Annotated in this window: 13 protein-coding genes; 6 read left to right on the top strand and 7 right to left on the bottom strand. The window is 41.9% G+C overall.

Going from position 1 to position 18,752, the window contains the following annotated elements; all coding sequences use genetic code 11:
• The first annotated feature begins 52 nt into the window (after window positions 1-52).
• Both Q4591_RS03935 and Q4591_RS03930 read left to right on the top strand, forming a co-directional pair.
• On the top strand, window positions 53-991 hold the full coding sequence (locus tag Q4591_RS03935) for a helix-turn-helix transcriptional regulator (protein WP_303459485.1): 939 nt from the start codon (window positions 53-55) through the stop codon (window positions 989-991).
• 243 nt (window positions 992-1,234) lie between these two features.
• On the top strand, window positions 1,235-3,580 hold the full coding sequence (locus Q4591_RS03930; protein ID WP_102476147.1) for a Tex family protein: 2,346 nt from the start codon (window positions 1,235-1,237) through the stop codon (window positions 3,578-3,580).
• Window positions 3,581-3,689: 109 nt separating this feature from the next.
• Here Q4591_RS03930 and Q4591_RS03925 read toward each other — a convergent pair whose 3' ends face one another.
• The 3 genes from Q4591_RS03925 to bioH form a co-directional block, all read right to left on the bottom strand.
• Window positions 3,690-3,980 (bottom strand): putative quinol monooxygenase, encoded by a 291-nt coding sequence (locus Q4591_RS03925; RefSeq protein WP_102439428.1) that lies wholly within the window; start codon window positions 3,978-3,980, stop codon window positions 3,690-3,692.
• Between the two features lie 278 nt (window positions 3,981-4,258).
• The gene (locus tag Q4591_RS03920) at window positions 4,259-4,795 is read right to left on the bottom strand and encodes a hypothetical protein (protein ID WP_303459482.1); all 537 of its coding nucleotides are present in this window, start codon (window positions 4,793-4,795) and stop codon (window positions 4,259-4,261) included.
• 66 nt (window positions 4,796-4,861) lie between these two features.
• Window positions 4,862-5,623, bottom strand: coding sequence for a pimeloyl-ACP methyl ester esterase BioH (bioH, locus tag Q4591_RS03915; protein ID WP_303459506.1), 762 nt, complete (start codon window positions 5,621-5,623; stop codon window positions 4,862-4,864).
• 204 nt (window positions 5,624-5,827) lie between these two features.
• On the opposite strand from bioH, the gene Q4591_RS03910 reads away from it, so the two are divergent.
• Window positions 5,828-6,544, top strand: coding sequence for a ComF family protein (locus Q4591_RS03910; RefSeq protein WP_198589328.1), 717 nt, complete (start codon window positions 5,828-5,830; stop codon window positions 6,542-6,544).
• A gap of 23 nt (window positions 6,545-6,567) precedes the next feature.
• Here the strand turns inward: Q4591_RS03910 and Q4591_RS03905 are convergent, their stop codons facing one another.
• On the bottom strand, window positions 6,568-9,192 hold the full coding sequence (locus tag Q4591_RS03905) for a M14 family metallopeptidase (RefSeq protein ID WP_303459479.1): 2,625 nt from the start codon (window positions 9,190-9,192) through the stop codon (window positions 6,568-6,570).
• A 192-nt stretch (window positions 9,193-9,384) separates the two neighbouring features.
• On the opposite strand from Q4591_RS03905, the gene nfuA reads away from it, so the two are divergent.
• Both nfuA and Q4591_RS03895 read left to right on the top strand, forming a co-directional pair.
• The gene (gene nfuA, locus Q4591_RS03900; protein WP_076538256.1) at window positions 9,385-9,963 is read left to right on the top strand and encodes a Fe-S biogenesis protein NfuA; all 579 of its coding nucleotides are present in this window, start codon (window positions 9,385-9,387) and stop codon (window positions 9,961-9,963) included.
• Between the two features lie 156 nt (window positions 9,964-10,119).
• A complete protein-coding gene (locus Q4591_RS03895; protein WP_303445891.1) occupies window positions 10,120-10,707 on the top strand; it encodes a type II secretion system protein in 588 nt (195 codons plus the stop codon).
• A gap of 99 nt (window positions 10,708-10,806) precedes the next feature.
• Here Q4591_RS03895 and Q4591_RS03890 read toward each other — a convergent pair whose 3' ends face one another.
• Window positions 10,807-11,886 (bottom strand): PepSY domain-containing protein, encoded by a 1,080-nt coding sequence (locus Q4591_RS03890; RefSeq protein ID WP_102439432.1) that lies wholly within the window; start codon window positions 11,884-11,886, stop codon window positions 10,807-10,809.
• A gap of 565 nt (window positions 11,887-12,451) precedes the next feature.
• Here Q4591_RS03890 and Q4591_RS03885 point away from each other — a divergent pair.
• The gene (locus Q4591_RS03885; protein ID WP_303459475.1) at window positions 12,452-14,590 is read left to right on the top strand and encodes a TonB-dependent siderophore receptor; all 2,139 of its coding nucleotides are present in this window, start codon (window positions 12,452-12,454) and stop codon (window positions 14,588-14,590) included.
• A gap of 191 nt (window positions 14,591-14,781) precedes the next feature.
• On the opposite strand, the gene Q4591_RS03880 is transcribed toward Q4591_RS03885, so the two are convergent.
• Window positions 14,782-16,734 (bottom strand): S9 family peptidase, encoded by a 1,953-nt coding sequence (locus Q4591_RS03880; RefSeq protein ID WP_303459472.1) that lies wholly within the window; start codon window positions 16,732-16,734, stop codon window positions 14,782-14,784.
• A gap of 85 nt (window positions 16,735-16,819) precedes the next feature.
• On the bottom strand, window positions 16,820-18,745 hold the full coding sequence (locus Q4591_RS03875; protein ID WP_303459469.1) for a S9 family peptidase: 1,926 nt from the start codon (window positions 18,743-18,745) through the stop codon (window positions 16,820-16,822).
• Between the last annotated feature and the right edge of the window lie 7 nt (window positions 18,746-18,752).

Here is an 18,752-nt window from a genome sequence, read left to right as displayed (position 1 = left end):
AACAAATAAAATAACCGCCCAATAAATGTGGATATTATTTAGATGTTTTCAGATGATAAAATATAAGTGCCGGCCAGCTGTTCACACCAAGATTGTGTGTGAATATTGCGAGTTAATTAATTTTCCATTACCTGATGAATATAACCACTTTAAATATCTTGCAGATACAGATTTGATTGGTTTTAATACCATTACTAACTTATTACGTTATATAGAAAATAATTGTGACAATAAGTATTTCTTTATTGATTTAATGCAATATTTTATTCAGCGGATCATCAAGTTTACAGATATCGACTTGTCAGCAGAGGTAAGTGATGCACAAAAGCTGCTGGCATTTACCCAATTTTATAACCAGGTTTCAGATCTTAATTGGCGCAATATTGAAACGCAGCACAGTTTAGCTTTAGTGGCTAAACGTGCTCCTCAAGCGATTGCATCTAAATATGATGACTTGTTTATTTATGCCTGTCTCACGCATATTTTAGGTTGCTTAATCACTAAAAAGTCTATCATAATTATTGAGTTACCATTCGAGCGGTCATTCTATGGTGTTGATGTAGACTTGTTTGATAATGTGACCTTTAACTGTCAGTCAATGTCAGTGATAGTGGCAAAAGATGAACGAGATGTTAACCCGGTAATGGCTGAAAATAAGCTAACACTTTCTAGTAGTGACCGGGTAAAAGCTGCCGCGAATAGCATTCCACCGTCAGCATTAAGTTTACCCAATCTTGCCAATTCAATTGGGGTTTCAGAAAGGGGTTTACAGCGTGAACTTAGAACTGAAAACTGCTGTGTAAAAGACATGATTCAAAATACCAGAATGAATTCTATTATAACTATTTTGAAAAATAATAAAGGTAATATAAAAAAGTCAGCATATGAAAGTGGCTTTAAAGATCTACCAAGTTTTAGCCGATATTTTTCTAAATCAACAGGCTGCACGCCAACTCAATATGTGCGCAATAATATTTGCAACAATCTGTAACCAGCATTTAATATAATAAGTTTAATGAGAATGGTTATTAATTAAATTAATCATAAGTAATATTATTAATTAAATTTCGCAGTTTTAGCGGCTGATTTAGCGGTTATTTAACAGTGTGTGGCTTTGCTAACGGCTAAAGTTAGCTTAGATAAATAGCACAAAATCATCGATTGTTCATAAACGTTTGCGGTTGATTATGCTATCTTTGACCTCATTTGTTATTCAAAGCCAAATAGACCTTTTATGCCAAGTATTGCTCAAATAATCGCTCAAGAACTGAATGTTCGTGAGCAACAAGTCTCAGCGACGATTAACTTACTCGATGATGGTTCTACCGTTCCTTTTGTTGCCCGCTACCGTAAAGAAGCCACTGGTGGTTTAGATGATGCGCAACTGCGAACCCTAAATAGTCGCTTAAGCTATTTACGTGAATTAGCCGAGCGCAGACAAGTTATTCTTTCTAGCATTGATACCCAAGGCAAATTAACCCCAGCATTGCAGCAAGCCATTAATGCCGCTGACAGCAAAACCCGCCTAGAAGATTTATACCTTCCTTTTAAACCGAAGCGCCGCACTAAAGGTCAAATTGCTATTGAAGCTGGTTTGTTGCCTTTAGCTGACTTTTTACTGGCTAATCGTAGTATTAATCTTGAAGCAAAAGCGGCTGAATTTATCAATGCCGACGCCGGCTTTGGCGATGCGAAAGCGGTTTTAGACGGCGCGCGTTTTATCTTAATGGAACGTTTTGCTGAAGATGCAGATTTACTGCAAAAAGTGCGTAAGCATTTAAGCCAACAGGCAGTGCTTGAAAGCCGCCTAGTTAAAGGTAAAGAAAAAGAAGGCGCAAAATTTCGCGATTACTTTGAGCATACTGAAGCTATTACCAAAGTGCCTTCCCATCGGGCCCTGGCCATGCTGCGCGGCCGCAATGAAGGTGCGCTCAATTTATCGATGAATGCAGACCCTAAAGCTGAAGTGGCGCAAAGCAGTTATTGCGTGGTGATTATTGCCGATCATTTCAAACTAAAGTTTTCAGACTCGAGTGTCGATCAGTGGCTTAAAACTGTGGTTACCGCCACTTGGCGCATCAAGATTGCGCTGCAAATGGAAACCGAGTTTATTAGCCAAATGCGTGAGCGCGCTGAAGCTGAAGCCATTAATGTGTTTGCCCGTAATTTAGGTGATTTATTAATGGCAGCGCCTGCTGGCGCTAAAGCAACCATGGGCTTAGATCCTGGGCTGCGCACCGGCGTTAAAGTGGCGATTGTCGATAACACCGGTAAGTTTGTGGCCCATACCACTATCTTCCCTCATGCGCCGCAAAACGTGTGGGACAAGTCAATCCGCACTTTAGCGAACCTGATAAAAATGCATAAAGTGGAGATCATCGCCATTGGCAATGGTACCGCCTCACGTGAAACGGATAAATTAGCCGCTGAAGTGATGAGCTTTATGAAAGAGACGCATCCAAGCTTGACCAAGGTGATGGTCAGTGAAGCGGGCGCATCAGTGTACTCAGCATCAGAGCTGGCTTCTGAGGAGTTCCCTAACTTAGATGTATCGATCCGCGGCGCAGTATCGATTGCCCGTCGACTACAAGATCCATTAGCTGAACTCGTTAAAATTGAGCCAAAATCCATTGGCGTAGGCCAATATCAGCATGATGTGAGCCAAAGCCAACTATCAAGCTCGCTTGAAGCGGTCGTAGAAGATTGTGTAAATGGCGTGGGCGTTGATTTAAATATGGCATCAGCACCATTATTGGCGCAGGTGGCCGGTTTAAATAAAACCTTAGCTAAAAACGTGGTTAACTACCGCGATGAAAACGGTAAATTTGAAAGCCGTAAACAATTGCTTAAAGTGGCGCGTTTAGGGCCAAAGGCCTTTGAGCAAGCAGCCGGTTTCTTACGTATTAGCGATGCTAAAAATCCATTAGATGGTTCATCTGTTCACCCTGAAGCCTACAAATTGGTTGAAGCAATTGCCAGTGCCAAGCAGCAAACTGTGGCCAGCTTAATGGGTAATAGCGAATTGTTATCCCAGCTAAATGCTGCCGAGTTTGTTACTGATGAATTTGGTTTACCCACCATCAGCGATATCTTGAAAGAGCTAGACAAGCCTGGGCGTGACCCTCGTGGTGAGTTCAAAACCGCCAGCTTTAAAGAAGGTGTTGAAGAGCTTAAAGACCTGAAGCTAGAGATGATCCTAGAAGGCGTGGTCACCAATGTGACTAACTTTGGCGCTTTTGTCGATGTAGGCGTACATCAAGATGGTTTAGTGCATATTTCGTCACTCACTGACAAGTTTGTTAGCGATCCTCACACCATAGTTAAAGCGGGTGATGTGGTTAAAGTTAAAGTGATGGAAGTGGATGTAGAGCGTCGCCGTATCGCATTAAGTATGCGCCTTGATGAAGCACTACCCACAGCGAAAACCGCTAATCAATCTAAATCAGCCAACAGCAAGCCTACACATAAAGCTAGCGGGAATAAATCAGGGCAAAAGTCAGCCCATAAACCGCAAAAGGCCCCAGCTAATGCCGCTATGGGTAATGCCTTTGCTGACGCCTTTGCTAAGCTGAAAAAGTAACACCGCTAATGTGTTTGGCTTAGGGTTAAACCAAAAAAGGCCTTAACATCGTGAGAATACTCGTGACTGTTAAGGCCTTTTTATTTTGTAAAATTTATAGTGCGACCAATTAAGCGATATGAGTCATTTCGTTTAAAATGAACTGCTCAACAGCACCTTCGGTTGCCACCATATACTCGGCTAAATGTGCGTTACCCATGTGTGCTTGCCATAATTCACGGCTTTCCCAGTTTTCATAAAACATGAAATGTGCAGGGTTTTCGTTGTCTTGATGTAAGTCGTAATTGATGCAACCGGCTTCAGCGCGAGTTATATCCATAAGTTTTAGTAGTTCCGCTTTAACCAGCTCTACTTTGTCAGTTTTGGTAATGATGTTTGCTACGATAGTTAAGCTAGCCATGATGATAGTTCCTATAATGTATCAAGTTGAATTTGGTTCAGCCCTGTTGCTGATGAAGCTATATTAGCCATTACTTACTGGTGAATAAATAGGCTGTCATTTGAGTTATTATCAAAAATTAATAGATAATCTTTTGAAGTGAATGTGTGATTGATGCTTATGGCCTAAATAACGACTATTACCTAATACAATGATTAGCGGGTAATAATGATTAGTTAGTAATCGTTCGGCCATAATAAGTGAAGACATCAAGCCCGTTAATTAAAGTGAGAGCAGGGTTAGACTAATATCAGCAGATGAGCGAGTGGCGAAGGGGTGGTGCATTGCTGGTAACATGTGGCTATGTGCTGGCCAAATTGTTTATAAAACTCATCAGAATGCTGCTTTATCTGTTGTTTAACTTCGGTTTTTTTATTGTTTTCGCTGTTAATTGCAGTCGACTTAGTGGGCGTTTTGGGCTGAATGTCACGACGGCTAACAGTGGGATTATTTCTGGCTGCTACTCGCAGCAGTTGTGGCAATAAGCCGGTTAACGGTGCGCTTTGAGGTGCTTGCTGTTGTAAAGCTGATTGTTGGGATAGATGCTGCTGATTCTGTTGATCTGAGGATTGTCGCTGCTGGCGATGCTTTTCCTCTATGGTATTTAAACGGAATAATGATTCGTTTTTTTGATTTAGCGCCCGTTCATGGTGGGGCTTAGTTAACGCTTGTGGCGGTAATATTGGCTTTGCCTGCTGATTATCCGCCCGAGCAAGATCCGTTGCAACATTCGTTGTTGCAAGCGGTACTTGGGGATAATTAGTGACAATTAGCATAACACTCACTTAAAAAACAAACAGTTAATGTTTAAATTATAACCAAATGCTAGCAGGTTTTATAGCCTATATTTGATGTTTTTTTATCCATGGCAATAAGCCATCTATAAAGGCCTGTGGGTGTGAAATAAACGGCGCATGGGAGGCTTTATTGTGGACAATGTCAGTAATATTACTGGCTTGGGGTAACTGGCGGATGATGGTTCTGGGTACTAAGGCATCGCATTTGCCCCAAATACGTAACCATGGCTGGCTAATATCCGTAAGCTGGGGCCGCAAATCAACCTCTTTGAGCATATCTAAGCCTTGATCGAGTACTGCTTGGGTCGGTAAAGGTTTAGCCAACACTAATTTTTTTATCGCTACAATATCTTGTTTGGCCGAGTCACTGCCCATGGCTTGAATCGCTAAAAATCGCTCGACCGTTTTGGCTAGATTGACATTTAATTGCTGGTGAAATTGCGTGAGCACTTCAGGGGCGATCCCCGGCCACTGATTTTGCTCTTGGGCCATAAAGCAAGGCGAAGAGGCTACAGTGATCAGCGCTTTTACCGACTGAGGATGATTTAGGGCAATTTGAGTGGCAACTAAGCCCCCCAATGACCAACCAAGCCAGATGGCATTTTCTGGTAGAGCTTTAGCTAACGCCGCTGCCCATGCTTCAATATTATCGCTATTTGCTTGGCTATCACCAAAGCCCGGCAAGTCGACATAATGCACTCTATACTCTGATAATGCGGTTTGTAGCGGCTGAAAAACCGCAGAGTTCACCCCCCAGCCATGTAGCAATACGATATCAATAACGTCGGTGCTATTTTCATGAGTCATATCTGTATGAGAAATAGCTTTAGGCGTAATAGTAGTAATGTGCAGCGCTGGTGGATTCAAAGGCTAACCTCAAAAAGTGGCGATTAATAAATGATCGCTGGTTAAAACAACTGTCATACAGGATAAGGATATTCTATGGCTTGGCAACTCTCAAAACTCCTCAAGCTCAATTTGCACAATAATACAGCGCGGTTAGTTTCATTGATGGCTGCAGTGGCAGCTAACCTGCCTAACCGCTGCTTGTTATGTCAACAAGATATCATTCAGTACTCTGCAGCTAAACCGCATACGGGGGTGTGTCAGACCTGCCTTGTGGCGGGGCTTTATCAGCAGGAAGTCTGTTTAGGTTGTGGTAAATCGATGCCGTTATTGCAAGTGTATTGCGGCCACTGCCAGCATATTGAACCCATGTTAGTCATTGCCCCTTGCAGTTATCATCAAGGCTTAGGGGAGTTAATAGCTGGGATTAAATATCAGCAGCAATGCGCGCCATTAGCGGCCTTGGTGCAAGTATTAGCCGTAAGGGTGATGGATTTGGCGGCCAGAGGTTTAATTCAACTTCCCCAAGTGCTCATTCCGGTGCCGCTACATCGCAATCGCTTAAAGCAGCGCGGTTTTAATCAAGCTTGGCTGATTGCTAAAGAGCTCAGTGCGCAAATTGGTATTCCGATGGACGATAGTTTATTGGTGCGCTGCGTTGATACCAAGGCCCAAGCGGGACTTAATGGTAAGCAGCGTCGCTTAAATTGCGCCGATGCATTTACGTTGCAGCGAGATAACCCCTACCAGCGGGTGGCGCTTATCGATGATGTGGTGACCACAGGCACCACGGTGAATGAAATTAGCCGCTTATTTGCGGCGCACTATACCCATGTGCAAACTTGGTGCTTAGCAAGGGCTGAAGCACCGGGATTATTATGAAAGGCAGACTGTAAATTAGTCAGTTATTTTTGGATAAAATACAGCGCATTGGCGTAGACTTTTTCAGAGCCTAACCATATATTTCTAAACAAAAAATTATCTGTTAATGCCACAACATGCCCTTTGCCTTTGGGCTCAACAATCATTGCTGGGGTGTTGGCAAAAGCGCGCTGATATTCCTTAGCAAGGTAACCGCTCATCAGTGGCTCATTGGTATAGTCCGCCGCCACAATAAATGGCGTGGAAGTGAGGTTAAAGCTTATCTCACGGTTTTTCATCACTTGCAGCGGGTTAGGTAAACCAAAGTTGATTGGATGGGTTTCATCCAGTGTTAACGCCACAATGGCGCCGCCGATGGATTGTCTGGCATTTAATTTAGACTTATCCGCATAACTCATCCCTGAAGTGCTAAATAATTTATTCAGCTCTAGTCTGGTTTTAGGCTGAGACTTAAGAATATTGCGCTTATTGAGCCATACCAGCGCCCGCTTTTGCGCCACGATAGTGCCGCCATCCATTACAAATTTGCCCAGCTTTCTTGCGCTGGCATCACTGATTAAATGATAAGGCCCATCAGCCATAAAAATGTGGCTATAGCCTGATAAATCAATGCCTGCTAGTCGATTGCTGTCCACCATAGTGACAGGCGCGGCAAGCGTTTGATCAAGGTAATACCACATTTGCCCGGTTTCTGAGGCGTTAGTATCTATGCCTGTGAGCAGTAACGGCTTAATGGGGTTGATCACGCTAAATTCATCACTGCCAAGATCCATTCCCGCTAAGGTATGTGAGCTGCTTGCTGCAGTGACATCTACTTGGTATTGCGTGGCAAGCTGGCTAACAAGTAAGGCGATATTGCCTTTGTAGTTGGGCTGGCGTAAGGGAATTTGCAGGCTACCCGCTGTGAAGTCTATTGCTGCTGACTTTTTGGCGTTAGAGCTGCGATCAGGCAGGCTAAAGGGCTTTTTAGCGTATTTAACCTGTACCCCTTGGCTAAGTAATTGCTGCAACATGGGCGCCGCGGCCGCTTGTTGCCAGTCAATAATAAAGGCCACATTGCTGGCGTTATCTAGCTGCTCAGTCGCCGCGACATATGGCGTGTTATTGGTGAGATATTTGGGGTTGGGTTTAGCATTTTCACTGATACTTAAGCCCAGAGCTGATTCAAAATTCCAAGTGGAAATATCATAAAAGGTTTCATCTTTAAACTCAGTGCGCTTATCAAACAATGCTTGCAATAAGTCATGCTGTGGCTGACTTTGAGGAATGAACAGGCTGTTTGACGGCTTAAAGAGTATGTCATCGTTTTCCAGTTCACGGTTTAGATATTTGAAGCTGATTTGGTGTTGCTGCAATATCGTTGCAAGCTCAGTGATATGGGCATTACCGCCATGGGCTTTGATAAGGCGGCCAGTTTGTTTACCGTCACGGGTGCGCTTACTGTTGCGAGCAAAAAAATCACTTTGGTATGTCATCAATTTTTTACGTAGCGCATGGGCGCCTTGCAGGCTTGATAGTGAAGTAGAAAATTGATTATCAATACTATTTTGCAAGGTGACCACACCATTGGGGGACTCTTGGGCTTGACCACGGGAGCTAGCTTGCTCAAACAAAATACCCACAGCGCCATTGATATCTGGGTAGGTTGAGCCTTTACCATAGAAAAAGTCATCAAACATCTGCCCGCTAAAATATGGCTGCTTAACCTCATCCAGCGCTTTACGATGATAGGCCGCTAGCTCATTGGATAACATTTGATTGGCAGGATTGGTCAGCGGATTGACTCTATCAGCGACACCAGGTTGAAAGAAGTAGGTTTGGTCTTGCCACATCTCGTGGAAATCCCCTACATAATGGGGCTGCCATTTATGGAAAAACGCCACTCTGCCTTGAGAGGCGGGGTGGCGCAGAAATAGCCAGTCACGGTTTAAGTCAGCGAAATGGTGATTAAAACGTCCGCCGGGCCAATCTTGATTATGCTCACGATGATTAGGATCGGTAATAATCACTTGGCCTCGATTGCTATTTGCCCAGTTAGCAAAGCGATCAAAACCATCAGGGTTCTGGGTCGGAGTCAGTAAAATAACCGTATTATCGAGTAATTCTTTTACCCAATCTTCATCAGATGCGGCAAGGTAATGGCTTAACGCCACCGCCGCATGGGCGCCACTGGCTTCATCGCCATGAATCGAATAGGCCAACCAGATAATCAATGGGCTTTGCTGTAATGGACCTTGTTGTTTGACACCGTATTTTACTTGGCTGCGCTGGGCGAGGATTTCAGCTAGCCGCTGTTGGTTGTCATCTGAGGTAATGACCGCGCTAAGTTGCTGGCGTTTTTCATAGGAGTAACCAGCAGAATCTAAAGAAACTCGCGAACTTTGGCTGGCTAATAGTTGTAAATAGTGATTAATTTGATCATGTCTTAAATGCCACTCGCCCAATGGATAACCTAAATATTCAGTAGGTTGGGTGATTTTTTTATTAATTTTCTCAGCCCCGAGGCGCTGCTCAATGCGGGAATCAGCCTGCGCCACGGTAAATAATGGCATACAGATAATGAAGCCGAAAAAGGTGCCTTTAGCGAGACGAGTAAACAATGCATTGAAGCTAATCATATAAGAAACAACATCATAAAAAGAAAACAATACAATCACCATAAAGTGATTAAACTTAAATCGCCATTAAAAAGCGCAATTTCTCGGTGTTTTTTATGCAACTTGCTCACTGCAGGACTACAAAGCCGTCGCAACTAGGAGTATCATAGCGCTAATTCTTACTAAATTACTCAAGTACTATTTTTAGTACACTTTAAAGTACTATCTAACGGAGCAGTTTTTATGATCAACATTTCTGATACGGCTCAGGCGCATTTTGTTAAATTACTGGCCGATCAACCTGAAGGCACGCATATCCGTGTGTTTGTAATCAGCCCGGGTACTGCCCAAGCTGAGTGCGGCGTGTCTTATTGTCCACCTGACGCTGTAGAAGCGGATGACACTGAATTACCTTTCAACGGCTTCAGTGCCATGGTTGACGAAAAAAGCGCACCATTTTTAGAAGAAGCGAGCATTGATTTTGTTACTGACCAATTAGGTTCGCAGCTAACCTTAAAAGCGCCAAACGCTAAAATGCGTAAAGTGTCTTCAGATGCGCCATTAAAAGAGCGTATTGAATATGTGATTCAATCAGAGATTAACCCGCAGTTAGCAAGCCATGGTGGTAACATCATGCTAGTTGAAATCACGGAAGATGCAGTTGCAGTACTGCAGTTTGGTGGTGGTTGTAATGGTTGTTCTCAAGTTGATATCACTTTAAAAGATGGCATTGAGAAACAGTTACTGGAGATGTTCCCTGGTGAGCTCTCTGGTGTGAAAGATGTGACTGACCATCAACATGGTTCTCACTCTTACCAGTAAATTTGCAAGGTTTTATTGTTGTAAAATACAGCAATAGCTAATTCAAATTTTACACTAAACGCGGCCAATATGGTCGCGTTTTTTATTGGCCGTCACTTACGCTGAGTGGGAGCCTTGTGCTATAACTTAAGTATGAAAACGGAGCAGGATAACTTCATGGCAGAAAAAACAACTCAATTTAAACCGTTAAAAATGCAAGGCTTTACCTTAATTGAGCTGGTAGTGGTTATTATTGTATTGGCTATTTTAGCAGTAATAGCGGCGAGTAAATTTATAGATGTAAAACGTGATGCTGAAATAAGCCGAGTAAAGGCGGTAGCGGCATCCTTTGAGCAGTCGGTTACTTTTTCCCATACACGTTGGCAAATTATTGGTGGCAGTGATCCGATGAATGATCTACCTGACTTTGCCAATAACGATCTCGACATGAATGCTTTTGGCTATCCGTTAGGCACAGGTAAAAACAACCCTATGGCCAACCCTGTCAATATTGGTCAAGGTCAGCAAGGGTGTGTCGATCTTTGGAACGCTTTGATAGAAAGCCCACCATCGGTTGCCATTAGAAATACTTCCGATGATGTGGATTTTGAATCATATCGACATGCAGCTGCGGGCGGTACAGGTGAGACCCAATGTACTTATGTACTGCGAACGCTTGGTGATACTGCAGGTCGAAATAGTGCAGAGATAAAAATTGTCTATGACTCGGTAGAAGGGACTGTTCAAGCCTATATCGATGAATAAATCGGATAGTTATTTATCAAATGCGACATAATAAAAATAGCGGCTTTAAGCCGCTATTTTTATAGCTGTAATTTAATAATATCAAATGAATTTAGGTGGCTACTTTTTCTTTTTTGACTTGAATATACGTCGATAAAAAGTGACTGTGCTGAATAATAGAATCAAGGTACCAACCACTGCGACTAATGTAATAAATACAACGTATTTAAGTGGCATATTCAATGCGTCATGCAGTGGTCTAACAAAGCTGGCCACTTGACCTGACAAGTTTCTATCGCTGTGCTTCAGGCTTGATACGATTTTGCCGTGCTGATGATCCATGGTGATACTGTCAGCATTTCTAAGCCAGACATCAGCATGACTATCAAAGTTGATACTGTAATTCATCGCTTGAGGTTTAGCCGCCTTTGGTGCATCAGGATCGGGTTTTTTCTGCCTTGGTTTATTAACCGATACTAATAACGATTCAGGCCATAAATCTTGGGCGGTTTGTAGCTGGCTTTGCCAATCGTTAGCTTTACTTACTGGATAATTAATTTCTGCGGTTGGCTTGTGCTTGAGCGCATCCATCCATAAGCCTTTATAAGTAATCAAAAAGCCGGTAATACAGAGTAAAAACAGTGGCACTGATATGAATAAACCTAATTGAATGTGGCTTTTAACTAGGCTGCTTGATTTGGTGTCTTTTGGAATAGAGTGCTTGAGTCTAAAACCTTTACGTACTCGCCACCAAAGGTAAATACCCACTAGGGTAATGACGCCACCAATGAACGATGCCCATGCATTAACGTATTTACCAATATCACCCAGTAAGAAGTTTCTGTGCAACCAAAACATCGTGGTCCAAAGCGGAATTTCTGTCACCTTGTAATGGGAGATTTCATTGAACTCGCTATCAAAAGCGATAGATTGCCCACGGGTAGCAGCTTCAAGGTAAGGGGTATGTTCGGTAGGAAAACGTACACTGCTCATTTTTGGGTAATGCTCAAAAATATACTCAGTGGCTTGTGCTTTTTGCTCAATGGTTAACGGCACATAGGTTTGGCCTTTATCATCCATTCTTTTTAGCATGTCCATGCCGCCGAGATACACTCCCGTTGTCAGCACTATCAGCATACAAATACTAATGACAAAACCGACCCAATTATGGAACCACTTTAAAGCGGGTACAACTTTCATATTTACGTTCTCAGGTTAAATATTTATGGATGACAATGACAAAAGTTAGCAGCTAACAATTATGACTGACACGCTATATGGGTAATGATAATTAATCTCATTTGCAACTGCAATTAAAGAAATGTAAAGAGTGGCATATAAGTGTCATTGTGTTGTCGAGGTCACATTTAAAGCTGTAGAGGGCGTATAAAGCTAAAAGTTTATTTGAATAAAAATTCTTGGTAATGAATTTTTTTAGCTGCTATTAAGTGAGGTTTTCGAAAAATAATGAAATTTAAGCTAATAAATACACATGTTTAATATTTGTTAATTTCTGATTTTGTGTAACTTTGTTTAAATAATTAATATCTGTATTAGTTTTGGCGATTAAACTCATCTAGCTTGGATGAACATTAGTTAATCCATTTATGCAACATTTATTCAGGTAAACTTTCTACAATTTACTTACAACAGTGTCCTTGTTCACAGTTATTTACTTCTGTTAAATAAATGGCTTCACTTTCGCCGTAATGCAAATGATAATCCATCTCATTAACGACTGCTGCCATTTAAAGGGCTACTTTGTATGAAAATCTCACCTATTGCATTTGCTGTTGTTGCCAGTTTAGCCTCAGCTTCATTAGCGGCTGAAGAAGCAACTAATGACACTGATAACGGCTTAGATTTCGAGTTGAACATTGAGCGAATTCAAGTAACAGGCATGAATTTTAATAATTACAAAGTAGGCTCGTCATCAGGCGCCATGCGGGGTGATATTGCCTTGATGGATACGCCGCAATCAGTGAACGTTATTCCAGATTTTGTCACTGATGAGCAGTTAGCAACTAATTTATCTGAAGTATTAGTTAACGACTCAAGTGTGACCGGCGGCAGTGAAAAGTGGAACCGCCAAGTATTTAATATTCGTGGCTTTGAATTAGATTCTGGCAGTGGCTTTTTAATTAATGGTCAGCAGCAGTTTTCGCACTATGTGCAGCCGATTGAAACCTTGCAGCAAGTCGAAGTCTTAAAAGGCCCATCAAGCATGCTTTATGGCCAATCAGGCCCAGGTGGCTTGATTAATATGGTGACCAAAAAGGCCACCTCTGAAACCATGTTTGACTTTGGGTTCGATACCGATGAGAACGGCTCAACTCGTTTTCAACTTGATGCAGGCGGCGCGTTAAATGATGCTGAGTCAATCCGTTACCGCACTGTATTAGTTAAGCAAGATACAAAATACTGGCGTGAATACCAGGACGGTGAGGGCGATGATACTCAAGAACGTGACCGTTTCTTAGGGTACTTAAACCTTGAATTCGACCTGCATGATGATGTGATGTTATCACTGACCTATGATTACACCGATGATAAAACCGGTATCGATAGCGGTGGCTGGTTAGATGGTAACGGTGACTTAGTTGGTGATCGCGAAGATATCTGGGATATGTCGTGGGCCTTTACTGACAACGAGGTGCAAAACCTGGGTGCTGATTTAACCTGGTATGTATCAGATGATTGGAAAATGACCACAGGTTATAACCATCAATCATTTACCCGTCAGCGCTTAGATTCGTCTCCATCGATGGTGGCAGGTATGGATCCAACTACCGATGGTTACCAAATTAAGGCGTTTGATCGCCACGATGATTGGCAGCTTAAAACCGCTTATATGGATTTCACTGGTGTCGTAAATGGCTTTGGCATGGAACATCAATTGTTAGTTGGTGCTAACATTCTCGATTATTACTATGGTCAACTTATTGACCGCGATGACGCGCAGATGGTTCAGCCGGGTGGTTATGTACCTAGACCTGATCTGGATTACAACAGAGACACCACTAAGTCAGAGTCAAGCTATAAGCATTATGGTTTTTATGTACAAGACTTAATGACCATTAATGATCAGTGGCAAGTACTGGCAGGCCTGCGTTATGACGAGCAGAAAAAAGACGGCGATGGTGAAAATAGCTATGCCGTGTCACCTAAGCTTGGGGTTATTTACTCGCCTTCAGATAACGGCAGCATCTATGTAAACTACGCCAAAAGTTTCAATCCTCAGTCAATCGTTAACAATGAAGACGATGTCAATAATGGTATGAACTTAGACCCAGAGTACGGTGAGCAATATGAAATCGGTACCAAATGGGAACTGTATGATGGCGGCTTACTATTAACTGGTGCAGTTTTTGACACCACAGTGAGCAACGTTACAGTGCGCGAACAATTAGACCAACCTATTGGCGAGCATGAGTACATCACCACCCAAAGCGGTAAGCAGCATCACCGTGGTTTTGAAATGGGCGCTCAAGGACAAGTCAGTGACAATGTATTCGTCACCAGCTCAATGATGTATCTAGATGCAAAATATGTCACCAGTAGCCAAGATACTGAACAGCTAGACGGTAAAACCCCGGTAGATGCACCTGAATGGTCAGCAAATATCTGGACTCGTTACGAAGTTACCGATGATGTCGCACTTAACTTTGGTGCTATCTATGTCGGTGAGCGTTTTGCCAATACTCAAAACACCATAGTTAAAGATGACTATGTTAGATTTGATTTCGGCGCAGCTTACTCATTTGCAGTAAACAATACTGATATGAATGTACGTTTTAATATCAAAAACTTATTTGATACTGAATACCTAGATGGCGGCACCAACACTGACGTCACCGTCGGTGATGGTAGACATTTCAGCCTCGCATTTGAAGCTAAGTTTTAATCGCTTTAGTTAAATGCTTTAGTTAAGTGCTTTAGTTAAGTGCTTTAGTTAAGTGCTTTAGTTAAGTGCTTTAGTTAAGTGCTTTAGTTAAATGCTTTAGCTGAGAACTTGCGTTAAGTAATTGGGTAAAAATTTTTAATAGAAAGGCCCGCACATATACCAATATGTGCGGGCCTTTTTCATTGCTTCAATTATAGGTTTTTAGATAAGAACTTATCGATAGCTTTAAAGGTCATTAAACGGTGTTGGTTGTTGGATAAGTTGTGATTGGCATTATCGATTTCAACATATTCGACTTGTTTATCTAACGAGGTTAATTTTCGATACATATCTCGGCTTTGGCTCACCTGTACCACTTTGTCATTATCACCATGGATTAATAAAATGGGCACATTAATTTTATCAGCATGATAAATCGGAGAGCGTTCATACAGGTCGTCATAATCATCTCCTAACACCTTTTTAGTCATCTCATGACTAGTATAAAAACGGGATAGCTTCACTAAGTCTTCTACATCAGCCACACCTGCAAAACTGATCACACATTGGTATAATTCAGGGGTCTTTGCTGCGGCCATCATGGCGGCATATCCACCGTAACTAGCGCCAACTATGCATATGTTATTTGGGTCAGCAACACCTTGGTCGATTAAATAGCGAGTGCCATCTTCAACATCTGTTTGCATCTCTTTCCCCCAATTTTTATGTCCAGCAGTGGTGAACTTAAGCCCGTAGCCCGCCGAGCCCCTAAAGTTCATTTGCAGTACAGCATAACCTCGGTTAGCAAAGAACTGAGCCCAATAATCGAATTCTTCGCCAACATAAGAATTAGGTCCACCATGGGGAAAAATAATGGTAGGTAAGTTCTTCGCTTCACGTCCTTTGGGCAATGTAAGGTAGCTAGGTATCTCTAAACCATCTCTGGCGGTATAACTCATTGCTTGAGGTTGGACTAATACATCTGGCGTGAGTTGCGAATACTTGGTCGCAATCACTTCTAGCCTGTTTGCATCGCGATCGCCATAAAGATACAACCCTGGTTGAGTAGGACTTGTAGCAAAAACAATATAACGGCGTTCATTTTTACTAAACTGAGTCAGGTAGTTTTGGGTATCGGGTAATGCGCTTTTTAAGCGCTTGATCAGTTTTTGATAATCTTGATCCCAAAAGTGATATTCATTATCGATACCTGCGGCAATACCAATGGCCTCTCGAGTGATATTAGAGTGCAGCAATTGTGCATTAACGTCACGATTGTCTTCGCTAAATACGAGTTCTTTATGAAGTGTAGGATCCCTAAGATCAACTTTAAAAATGGCAAAGTAACCATCTTGGTAAGCTTTGACGAAGAGAATATTGGGGTTTACGTCAAATCCTAGAGGAATAACGCTGTCTTCTGAATATGCTTCGTGTTTCCAAAGTAAACGTAATTCACCATTGGCTTCACTTTGCTCGTAGGTTCTATATTCGGTGGTATCAGGGTCTCGATAAGTGGCAATACGCACCTTGTGTTGTTGATCGGTCATCCATCCGATAACATGCTCTCGATAGTATTGTTCAGTGGAAACCCTACCGGAATACAAGTTAACTTTTACCACGCTATCTTCATTCACTCGCTCACTAAATCCGGCAACAGATAGCAAAATGTGCTGAGGATCTTTAGGGAGTAAATCGATAATGTGATGCTGAAATTGAGGATTAAACTTAAAACGTTTAAGGGCTTTTTTAGTTAATACGCTGCCCACATCACCGGTTTTTATATTGTACTTTATCAGCAAACTTTCATTAGCATTTTTTCCAAAACGTTTCGAAGGCAAAGTGGCTGCAATGAGCAAGATTTCATCGCTGGCCCAGGTTAAATTAAAAATGGTATAGCGTTCATGGTCATTTTTAAGCGGTATATGAAACTGACCCGTTTCGGTATTAAACAGCGCCACAATCTTATGTGGCTCTTCGGCGCTATCGTCCAAAATTAACGATGCTATGTGTTTACCATTTGGTGACAGCTTTACAGTGCTGACATCGGGAATACTGGCAAAGGCTTCAACGGGGAGTTTAGGGGCAGTTTTTGGGGGAGTATTATCGGTAGCCAAAGCTTGCTGACTTAGCACCAAAGTGGTGATTAGTATGGAAATCCATTTCATTATTGATTGTTTCTCTTAAACGTTTTTTTGATAAAGAATCAGTACCACAGTGTTGATTTACTGGGTACTGTTCTGAATTTAAAGCTTAATGTAAATTTTGATGTAAAAACTTTTCAATGGCGATAAAGGTCTGAATCCGATGATCATTATTACTTAAATAATGATCGCCGTTTTCAAGTTCGATATATTCCACAGGCTTTTTTAGGTCGTCTAACTTATCAAACATATCTTCACTGTGCTGCACGCGCACCACGCGATCTTTATCGCCGTGAATAAGTAACACTGGGACATGAATGTCTTTAGCTTTGCTTAATGGTGAGCGCTCATATAGGGCATCATAGTCATCACCAATTTGTTTTTTAACGATTTCAAAATTAGTGTAACGTCTTGAAGACTTGACTAAATACTCCACATCGGTGACACCCGCCACACTGACTGCACATTGGTATAAATCTTTGGTGGTAGCCACACCCATGAGTGCGGCATAACCGCCATAACTGGCGCCGACAATGCATATTTTTTTAGGGTCTGAAATACCTTGCTCCATCAGCCAGCGGGTACCATCTTCAACATCGTTTTGCATATCCAAGCCCCAGCTTTTTAACCCTGCTTGCATAAAGTCAAAGCCGTAACCAGATGAACCTCGAAAGTTCATTCTCAGTACTGCATAGCCTCTGTTGGCTAGAAACTGGGTCCAATAATCAAAGCTATTTGAGTCATAACTAATGGGGCCGCCATGGGGGAAAATAATAGTAGGTAGGTTTTTAGCTTCTTTGTTTTGGGGCGTCGTTAGAAAAGCTTCGATTTCTAAGCCGTCTCTGGCTTTATAAGTCAGGGTTTTAGTATCAGCTAATAATTCAGGGTTTAACTCTTTATAGCGGTATGCGATAGGGAGTAACTCACCGGCATCACGATCACCAAAGAAATAAATACCCGCTTCTTTGGCATTGGTTGAGTAGACAATATAGCGGCGTTCATCGTCACTAAATTGAGTGATGTAATTACGATAGTCTGGTAACGCTTTATTTAGTCCATTAGCTAAGCGAACGTATTCGTCATCCCAAAATGTATATTCAGATTCGTCACTGTCATTAATGCCGATGACTCTTTGTTTGAGACTTGAGTAAATTAATGAGCCTTCAACGTCATAGGACTCTCTGCTAAACACCAATTCTTTAGTTAGTTTTGGGTCGGTTAAGTTAACCTTAAAAATAGCCAATAAGTCATCATGATATGCTTTTACATAAAGAATATTGGGGTCTTGCGCAAAGCCCATCGGCCAAATTTGTTCCTTAGCAAAGGCCTCAAACTCCCATAAAACACGCCTATCTTCACCTGTGTCAGCTTGTTCGTAAATTCTGAACTGAGTATCTTTGTGATAAATGCCAATTCTGACTTTATGTTGTCTATCGGTTAACCAGTCTTGGATATGTGGCTCTGCTGGTTGCACAAACTTGAAAGCTCCATTGTTCAAGTTGATGTTAATAACCGACTCAAAATTGGGCTTGCTACCTAAACCACTAATGCCCAGTAACAGTTTTTCTTTATCATTTGGCAAATAGTCGATGATGTTAGATTGGATTTGCGGCATCCATTTGAATTTTTTAAGAGAGCGACTGCTGATAATGCTAGAGGTTTTATTTTTACTGATAGAATACTTCATCAACCTCGTTTCTGTAGTTGGCGTGCCGTAGCGTACAGCAGGGAATTTAGCTTTGATTAATAAGGCATCATCACTGGCCCATTGCAGTGATAAAATCACAAATTTTTCATTATCTGTTTGCAGTGGATAAAAAGACTCACGGCTATCAATATCAAGGATATTAATAATAGAGCCTTTCATTTCATTGGTATTTAAGCGGACTAAAGAAGCTATTTTTTTGCCATTAGGTGACATGGTCACATGGCTAACATCTGGAATGCTGGCAAATGCTTCCAGCGGTAATTGTTGGGCGCTAACTGAAGCTGAGCATAGCCAAAGCGTCACTAGTAAGCTAAAAATCCGTTTCATTAAAATC

Origin of the sequence: Shewanella sp. 3_MG-2023 (assembly GCF_030548765.1) — a bacterium.
Classification (GTDB): Bacteria; Pseudomonadota; Gammaproteobacteria; order Enterobacterales; family Shewanellaceae; genus Shewanella.
The sequence above is the reverse complement of the archived record's forward strand: the minus strand, read 5'-3'. Positions and strand labels throughout refer to the sequence as shown.